Annotated in this window: 11 protein-coding genes; 5 read left to right on the top strand and 6 right to left on the bottom strand. The window is 66.2% G+C overall.

The window, feature by feature from the left end; genetic code table 11:
• The coding region (locus BMZ21_RS21855) for an outer membrane protein (protein WP_143079755.1) at nucleotides 1-213 on the top strand (213 nt) is incomplete at its 5' end.
• 224 nt (nucleotides 214-437) lie between these two features.
• Here BMZ21_RS21855 and BMZ21_RS21850 read toward each other — a convergent pair.
• The 5 genes from BMZ21_RS21850 to BMZ21_RS21830 all read right to left on the bottom strand — a co-directional run bounded on the left by BMZ21_RS21850 (nucleotide 438) and on the right by BMZ21_RS21830 (nucleotide 4179).
• Nucleotides 438-1040, bottom strand: coding sequence for a glutathione S-transferase (locus BMZ21_RS21850; RefSeq protein WP_208862341.1), 603 nt, complete (start codon nucleotides 1038-1040; stop codon nucleotides 438-440).
• Between the two features lie 32 nt (nucleotides 1041-1072).
• Nucleotides 1073-1924: a 23S rRNA (adenine(2030)-N(6))-methyltransferase RlmJ gene (locus BMZ21_RS21845; protein ID WP_091839367.1), complete on the bottom strand. Its 852-nt coding sequence runs from the start codon at nucleotides 1922-1924 to the stop codon at nucleotides 1073-1075.
• A 4-nt stretch (nucleotides 1925-1928) separates the two neighbouring features.
• Nucleotides 1929-2597 carry a ribonuclease T2 family protein gene (locus tag BMZ21_RS21840; RefSeq protein WP_091839364.1) on the bottom strand — a complete coding sequence of 223 codons (669 nt, stop codon included), beginning with the start codon at nucleotides 2595-2597 and terminating at the stop codon, nucleotides 1929-1931.
• 13 nt (nucleotides 2598-2610) lie between these two features.
• On the bottom strand, nucleotides 2611-3069 hold the full coding sequence (locus tag BMZ21_RS21835; RefSeq protein ID WP_091839361.1) for a hypothetical protein: 459 nt from the start codon (nucleotides 3067-3069) through the stop codon (nucleotides 2611-2613).
• Between the two features lie 219 nt (nucleotides 3070-3288).
• Nucleotides 3289-4179, bottom strand: a complete 891-nt coding sequence (locus BMZ21_RS21830; protein WP_091839358.1) for a branched-chain amino acid aminotransferase — start codon at nucleotides 4177-4179, stop codon at nucleotides 3289-3291.
• Between the two features lie 180 nt (nucleotides 4180-4359).
• Between BMZ21_RS21830 and BMZ21_RS21825 the strand changes: the two genes are divergently transcribed.
• The 4 genes from BMZ21_RS21825 to BMZ21_RS21810 all read left to right on the top strand — a co-directional run bounded on the left by BMZ21_RS21825 (nucleotide 4360) and on the right by BMZ21_RS21810 (nucleotide 7757).
• Complete coding sequence (locus BMZ21_RS21825) at nucleotides 4360-4872, top strand: MarR family winged helix-turn-helix transcriptional regulator (protein WP_425285466.1); 513 nt, start codon at nucleotides 4360-4362, stop codon at nucleotides 4870-4872.
• 23 nt (nucleotides 4873-4895) lie between these two features.
• Complete coding sequence (locus BMZ21_RS21820; RefSeq protein ID WP_143079754.1) at nucleotides 4896-5408, top strand: hypothetical protein; 513 nt, start codon at nucleotides 4896-4898, stop codon at nucleotides 5406-5408.
• Between the two features lie 169 nt (nucleotides 5409-5577).
• A complete protein-coding gene (locus BMZ21_RS21815; RefSeq protein ID WP_091839347.1) occupies nucleotides 5578-6303 on the top strand; it encodes a response regulator in 726 nt (241 codons plus the stop codon).
• 89 nt (nucleotides 6304-6392) lie between these two features.
• Entirely contained in the window at nucleotides 6393-7757 is a 1365-nt protein-coding gene (locus tag BMZ21_RS21810) for an ATP-binding protein (RefSeq protein ID WP_091839495.1), read from the top strand.
• Between the two features lie 191 nt (nucleotides 7758-7948).
• On the opposite strand, the gene BMZ21_RS21805 is transcribed toward BMZ21_RS21810, so the two are convergent.
• A complete protein-coding gene (locus tag BMZ21_RS21805) occupies nucleotides 7949-8170 on the bottom strand; it encodes a DUF1127 domain-containing protein (RefSeq protein WP_091839343.1) in 222 nt (73 codons plus the stop codon).
• Nucleotides 8171-8253: the final 83 nt, after the last annotated feature.

The raw sequence follows: 8253 nt of genomic DNA, 5'->3' as shown, positions 1-8253 counted from the left end.
CCGGGCGTGACCATCAACGGCCTGAACTCGGACTCGAACACCCACACCGGCTGGACCGTCGGCGGCGGCGTCGAGTACGCCTTCACCAACAACCTTGTCGGCGGCGTCGAGTACCTCTACGTCGACCTCGGCGACAAGCGCGTCTTCAATGGCGGCGACAAGGTCAGCACGGACTTCTCGGTGGTCCGCGCCCGCCTCAGCTACAAGTTCTGATTTTCTCCTCCCGGAGACGGAACGAACCCGGTGGCCTAGGCCACCGGGTTTTTTGTTGTCTTCAAGCGTTGGAAAATCGTTCTGGGTAAGCTGCAGGGCCAATCCAGCCGCAGCGAAACGGAACGCCAGAATCCATCCTGGGGTTCAGCGACCTACGAAGATTTCCGGAGCTGCGCGGATCCGCCGCTAATCCGGAATGACGATACAATCTGATTGGGCGAGCGCTAGCCCTTGAAGCGTGTCGCCTCGAAAGCCGGCACCTTGGCCGCGAAGCCGTCGAGCCAGGCGACCAGAGCCGGATGATCGGTGCGCCAGGCTCCGTCGAAGCGCAGATCGAGATAGCCGAGAGCGCAGGCAAGCGCGATCTCGCCGATGCGTGGGCGCTCGTAAGCGGGCGGCGCGGCTTCGAGTGTAGCCAGCGCGCGTGCGACCTTGCCGGCCTGATTCTCGGTCCAGGGCTGGCTGCGCATCTCAGGTGATCGCAGGCGAACCTCGTAAACCTGCAGCAGCCCGGCATCGCAGATGCCGTCGGCGAGCGCCTGCAGGCGCAGTTGCGCGAAACGCGCCTGCCCGGCAGGGAAGAGCCTGTCGCCGCCGACGAGGTGATCGAGGTATTCGATGATCACCCGGGAATCGAACAGCGTCGAGCCATCCTCGAACACCAGGGTCGGGACCTTGCCGAGCGGATTCTGGCGCCGCAGCGATTCCGCCGGATCGTTGGTGTCGGCCGGCACCACCTCGACCCGCCCCTCCAGCCCGAGTTCGGCAATGGCGATCTTGACCTTGCGGCCGAAGGGCGAGGTCGGGGAGGAGCGCAGGATCAGCATCGGTGCAGCCTTCGGGTTGGCAGGACGAGCGGTCAGCCGTCGGGGCGAATCGCCTCGCAGCGATAGCGCGGGCGCGGCCCCTGCGCGAGCCGTTCGCACAGGGCCGGCAGCAGGATCTCCGCCTCCTGAGCCAGCAGCCAGGGCGGATTGACCAGGAGCATGCCGGTTGCGCTCAGGCCACCGGCAGCGTCGGGGCGATCGACGTTGATCTCCATCCGGAGCAGCCGCCCGATGCCAGCATCGAGAATCGAATCGAGCAGGCCTTCGACTGCACGCTCCTCCTTGATCGGATACCAGAGCGCGTAGATGCCGGTCGGCCATTTGCGATGCGCCGCGATGAACTCGGCGGCGAGCGTCGCGAACTCGTCCTTCTCCTCGAAAGGCGGGTCGATCAGGACCAGGCCGCGCCGCTCCTTGGGCGGGACATTGGCGCGCAGCGCGGTCCAGCCGTCGATCTCGAGCGCCTTGCAGCGCTCGTCGCGGCCGAGTGCCTGGCTCAGCTTGCGGAAGGTATTCTCATGCAGTTCGGCCGCGATCAGCCGGTCGTCCGCGCGCATGGCATGGCGGCAAAGCCACGGCGAGCCCGGATAGGTCTCAGCGCCGTACCGGCTGCGTGCAGCCGAGAGCGCCTCGCGCCAGGGTTTCAGCAGGGTCTCAACCTGCGGCGCGAGCGGCGCCTGGTCGAGCCGCGCGACGCCGTCGCGCCATTCATGGGTCTTCAGCGCCTCCTCGGAGCCGAGATCGTAGCGGCCGGCACCGGCATGGGTGTCGATCACGCGCCACGGCTTGTCCTTGGCGTTGAGATGCGTGAGCACGCGCATCAGCACGACATGCTTGAGCACATCGGCAAAATTGCCGGCATGGAAACCGTGGCGGTAGTTCATCTCGTCAGCGGATCGCGTTGACGCGGAAATCGCGGGCGCGGCAGCCGGAACGATCGACCTCGCCACAGCTGCGGAAGCCGCGCAGGTCCTTGCTGAAGCAGATGCGCACCTCCTCCAGCACGCCGCGCCGGCAGGAAACCGACATCATGTCGGGGCGCAAGCCTGGATTGGCGTCGACGAAGGCCCGTTCGAGATCGAGCACCGTCCAGCTCCGCTCGCTGTCGACGCGCGCCAGCGCCGGCGGAAGCTTGACCTTCTCCCGGGCGCGGCGGACATCGGCGAAATAGTCGGACGGGCTCGAGCCGGAGCAGGTGCCGTGCTTGCGCCACTGATAGCGCGCGAGACTTTCGGTCGGGAACAGGCCCTCGGCCTGATCCATCGCCATGCGCGACGGGCTTCGGCCGGAGGGGCCGCAATCGCTCGGAAATCCCCGCTCATATTGCGGCCAGAGGCCGTGCACGACGAAGCCGAGATTGGCGCCCGGGGCGCATTGCTCGCGGTTGCGTCCGCGCCCGCCGTCGATCTCGCAGAAGCCCGGCGACCAGGACAGGGCCAGGACGTAGAAATCGAAATCGCCCGGTGTACCGCCGCGATCGTGGCGGCCTTGCGCCAGGGCGGTGCCGCCGAGCGCGCAGAAGGCAAGCAGGCCGGCGGCGATTCGCTTCAGTCGCATAGCTGCGCTTTGATCAGGGACGGGCCATCTTGCAATCGGGCGCGTAGGAGCGGTGGCGATCGAGCCCTGAGACGCACCAGTTGACGTTCCAAGTGTAGCCGAACAGGCCGAGATTCTCGCGCACCGAATAATCGACCCGCCGCAGCACGCCGTCATTTGTCAGGACGCGCGCGGTACAGAAGCGGCGCGGGATGAAATCATCGCCCCAGGGACGCCAGGCGATCGGCCGGACGCGGTCGAAGCTGACCGCCTGCAGAGGCCCCCAGAAATTGGCCTCGCGTGAATTGAACCGGCTGGTGATCGCCCCGAGCACGGCCGGATCCTCGCAGGCCGGCAGATTGCCATACATCGGGATGATGCGCTCTTCCGCCCGGTCGGCGGGATGGACGTAACGTCCGCCTGCCGCTTGGGCGGACAGGCCGCTCAGGCAGATCGCGGCTGCGAGGGTGGAGAAAAGGGAAACCCGGCGCATGGGGGCCTCGTGCGGGGAAGAGTCAGCTGCCATCACGATGGCGACGGGGCCGGTCCCGGTCAAGGCGGCGGAGCGCTCGCACCGCCTGTCGAGCGGCCTCTGTGGTATTTCGATCGTGCCGGATGCGGCGCCAGGGCGGAGCCCGGACACGGTATCAGCGATCTGTCGCGAAGTCGCCATGCTCGCAGGACGGCGAGCATGGCGATGACGAGATATGACTCAAGCCGCAACCTTGGAAGCCTGCCGGACCTCGTCCGAATAGTCTTCCATGATCACCTTGCCCATATTGCCGGTGACGAACTTGTAGGGGCCGATCTCGGAGACCAGCGTCACCTCGGCTGCCGAGCCGGTGATAAAGCACTCGCTGAAGCCTTCGAGCTCTTCCGGCCGGATGCGGCGCTCGACCACCTCGAAGCCGCGCTTCCGGCACAGGTCGATCACCGACTGTCGGGTGATGCCGTTGAGGAAGCGGTCGGCCAGCGGGGTGTGGACAACGCCATCCTTGATGAAGAAGATGTTGGCGCCGGTGCACTCGGCGACATTGCCTTCCCAGTCAAGCATCATCGCATCGGCATAACCGGCGCGCTCCGCTTTGTGCTTGGAGAGCGAGCAGATCATGTAGAGCCCCGCCGCCTTGGCGTGGACCGGCGCGCAGGCCGGATCGGGCCGGCGATATTCGGCAAGGTCGAGCCGCACGCCCTTCAGCTTCTGCGCCATGTCGAACATGCTCGGCCACTCCCACACCGCGATCGCCGTGTGGATGGTGTTGTTCATGCCCGAGACCGCCATCATCTCCGAGCCGCGCCAGGCGACCGGACGCAGATAGGCGTCCTTGAGGCCGTTCTCCTTCAGGCAGAGATACTTGGCGGCATCGATCTCCGCGACCGAATACGGGATCGTGAAATCCATGATCTCGGCCGACTTGTGCAGGCGCTGCGAGTGCTCGGTGCACTTGTAGATCACGCCGTCATAGGCGCGCTCGCCCTCGAAAACGCAGGAGCCATAGTGCAGGCCATGGGTGAGTACGTGCACCTTGGCCTCCTTCCACGGCACGAGCTTGCCGTCGAACCAGATGACGCCGTCGCGCTGGTCGAAAGGAATGACAGACATGATACAGTCCTCCAGGTGCTTTTCTTGCTGCCACTCCGCCACAGGCCGGAAAGGCGTGCAAGCGCGGTATCTATGCTGCGCCGAGACCGGCACTTGCGACATAATCGGTCGCCCCGCGTGCTTGACCGGTAATCTTACGTCTGAGATATGTCAACAAGGCTGACATAAAAAATGAGCGTGATGGTGAGCACACCCGTATTGCATCCAGCGTCTGCCGTCCCATCCGAGGCGCCTGATACCTCAGTGCCTTACGAGTTGATCGAGCTGTTCTTCTTCGCCTATCGCGACTTCGTCGGCGATCCCGACCGCATCCTCGCCGATTACGGCTTCGGCCGCGCCCATCACCGCGTGCTGCATTTCGTCGAGCGCCGGCCGGGGCTGACCATCGCCGAGCTCCTCGACATCCTGCAGATCACCAAGCAGAGCCTCAACCGCGTCCTGAAGGAGCTGGTCGAGACCGGCTTCGTCGAGTCGCGCACGGGCACGCAGGACAAGCGCCAGCGCAACCTCTACGCCACCCAGGCCGGCCGCGAGCTCGCCGTCAGGCTGGCGCAGCTGCAGGGCAGGCGCATCAACGGCGCGCTCGCCCAGGTCGGACCTGAGGCGGGCGAGATCGTCGCACGCTACCTCGCGGGCTTGATCGACCCATCCGAGCGCAGGAAGGTGCAGGACGCGCTCGCCGGGCCGCGGTGACGAGACGACGACACAGGATGACGATGCGCAGGATTCTCTTCGGCTTCGCCGCCATGACGGGCTTCGTCACAGCAGCGGCAGCGCAGGACGTGACCGGCAACCTCAAGGGCCCCGCCGCCGAGAGCGTGACCCGCTATCTCAAGCAGACACGCATCCCCTGCTATACGCAGAAGGGCGAGGAGACTTGCCGGATCATCGATACTGCCAGCGATGCCAGCCTGTTTCATGGCAGCTTCAAGAATGATCCGACGCCCCATGCCGTTGCCTTCGTCAGCTATCAGTACGACCAGACCGGCAACGCAATGAACCAGATGGCGATCGTGTTCAGGGAGGCCGGTGGCCGCTGGATGCCGGTCGGCCGCGTCGATGAGACGGTCGGCATGGAGCCCCGCCAGGTCCAGTTCGGCCAGGGCGTCATCACCTATACCGGCACGGTCCTCGGCCCGAACGATTCCCGCGCCAGTCCGACCGGCCGCGGCCGCTTCAGCCTCAAGGTCACCGACCGGGGCGTGACCTTCGGCAAGGCCGGCCGGTGAGAGCAGGTCGCGTCCGGCGGCAGGCCACGCACGCCATACGCGTTGCAGAACGTTAGACAATGTTATCCGGGACCTCCCCAGGTGCGGGCCTGAGTTCGGGCGGCCTATGCTATCCTGATGCGAAGGCAGTGGCGCATCGGCCGGTGCCGGAGGCGAAAAAGGAGCCCAGATGGCGGCCAGCGTGCTCAAGCCAGTGCCCGACGAGGCCCCTCATATCCTGGTTGTCGATGACGATCGCCGCCTGCGCGACCTGTTGGCGCGCTTTCTCGGCGACCATGGCTACCGCGTCACCACCGCTGCCAACGCCGCTGACGCCGATAATCGCCTCGGCCATCTCGTCTTCGACGCCATGGTGCTCGACGTGATGATGCCCGGGGAGAACGGCTTCGACTTCGCCCGCCGCCTGCGCAAGAGCTCGCAGGTGCCGATCCTGATGCTGACCGCCCGCGCCGATTCGAACGACCGCATCAACGGCCTGGAGATCGGCGTCGACGACTATCTCTCAAAGCCCTTCGAGCCGCGCGAGCTGATCCTGCGCCTCGGCAATGTCCTCAAGCGCAACGCCCAGCCCGAGGCGCCGTCTGCGCCGATGCGGCCCGACTATGTCCGCTTCGGCCCCTTCATCTACGGCCTCGCCCGCGGCGAACTGCGCCAGGGCGAGGAGTCGATCCGCCTGACCGAGCGCGAGCGCGAGATCCTGACCACATTGGCCGAACGCGCCGGCGAGCATGTGCCGCGCGAGCAGCTGGCCAACCAGGGCTCCGCCGCCAACGACCGCACCATCGACGTGCAGATCAACCGGCTGCGCCGCAAGATCGAGCGCGACCCCGCCGACCCGCTCTATCTCCAGACCGTGCGCGGCATCGGCTACCGCCTCGTCGTCGACAGGACCTGACCGGCATGGCCGACGCTTCGCTCAGGCGTCGCCTCGTCCCGCTCGCCGCGCGGACGCTGGCGAAGCTGCGCATCGCCAGCGGCAAGGGCATGTCGGCACTCTCCGCCGCGATAACGCCGCTCCGGCGCCTGCCGGAGCGCTGGCTGCGCCCGGTCGCGCGCATCATGCCCAAGGGGCTCTATCCGCGCGCCCTCGTCATCGTCATCGCGCCGGTGGTGCTGCTGCAATCGGTCATCGCCTATGTCTTCATGGAGCGGCACTGGCAGACGGTGACGCAGCGCCTGTCCTCGGCCGTCTCGTCGGAGATCGCGACGCTGATCGACGTCTATGAGAGCTATCCGCAGGATGACCAGGCGACGGTGATCGGCCGCATCGCCGAGGAGCGGCTCGGCATGGATGTCGAGATCCTGCCCGATACCGACCTGCCGGCGCCCGGCACCCGCCCCTTCTTCTCGCTGCTCGACAGTGCGCTCTCGGCCGAGCTCGCCCAACAGGTCAAGCGGCCCTTCTGGCTCGACACGGTCGGCCGCTCCAGCCTGATCGAGATCCGGATCAAGATCGGCAAGGACGTGATGCGGGTGCTGACCCGCCGGAGCCAGGCCTACGCCTCGAACAGCCACATCTTCCTGCTCTGGATGATCGGCACCTCGCTGATCCTGCTCACCATCGCAGTGCTGTTCCTGCGCAATCAGATCCGGCCGATCCTGCGTCTGGCCGACGCCGCCGAAGCCTTCGGCAAGGGCCGCGACGCCGATTTCCGGCCACGCGGCGCACGCGAGGTCCGCCGCGCCGGCAATGCCTTCATCGAGATGAAGCGGCGCGTCGAACGCTCGATCGGCGAGCGCACCATGATGCTGAACGGCGTCAGCCACGACCTGCGCACCATCCTGACGCGGTTCAAGCTCTCTCTTGCCCTTCTCGACAAGTCGCCAGATCTCGAGGCGCTCGAGAAGGATGTCGACGAGATGAGCCGCATGCTCGAGGATTATCTCGCTTTCGCGCGTGGCGATGCCGGCGAGGCACCGGTCGAGACCGATATCCGCGCCTTGCTGGAGACGCTCAAGGCCGATGCCGAACGCCAGGATCACCAGACCGAGCTCACCGTGGTCGGGGACCCGCTTGTCGTCGTCCGGCCCGACGCGATCCGGCGCCTGCTCACCAATCTGGTTTCGAATGCCGCGCGCTTCGGCGACCGCATCGCCATCCGCGCAACCCATGACGCGCGCTATCTGATTGTCATGGTCGACGATGACGGCCCGGGCATCCCGCCCGAGTTGCGCGAAGACGTGTTCAAGCCGTTTTTCCGCGCCGACGAGGCCCGCAACGTCGACGGCGGCGGCACCGGCCTTGGCCTCGCCATCGCCCGCGACATCGCCCGCTCGCATGGCGGCGACATCATGCTGGGCGATTCGCCGCTCGGCGGTCTGCGCGCCACGGTCAGGCTGCCGGTCTGAGCGCGCGGCTTCTATCGGCGGCTCGCGTAGCCGCGCTGTCTTTCCGGGGCTTTGCGCAGCAAAGAGCCCGGAACCCATGAACACCTGCCACCACAATATGGACGCGGCCGTCACCGCACCCTTCCGGCAACATCGTGTTCACGGGTTCCGGGCTCACGCCTCCGGCATGCCACAGAATGACAGACGGTGGTTCAGTGGCTCCACAAGGCCTTGCGGGCGCAGCTGTTCACCCGCTCGACGTCGCTGCGGGAGAGGGCGATGTCGTGAAGCGCCACGTCGTCCATGCGGTAGAGCGCCCGGGCGCTGGCCCGCGCCGTCAGCCAACCCTCGAAACGCAGGAACACCCCGGCGAGCCCATGAGCATGGTGCGAAGTCGAAAGCGAAAGATTTTCTGTGGTGACGCCGGCCGGCATGACGGCCTCCTTTGATCTCGTTACTGAAAGGAAATTTGGGGCTTGCAGGCCTTGGAAGCAAATGAGAACTTCTTTGCCTCAGC

This window comes from Allobosea lupini (assembly GCF_900109525.1).
GTDB lineage: Bacteria > Pseudomonadota > Alphaproteobacteria > Rhizobiales > Beijerinckiaceae > Allobosea > Allobosea lupini.
Note: the sequence above shows the minus strand (reverse complement) of the source record. Positions and strands in the feature narration are given on the sequence as shown.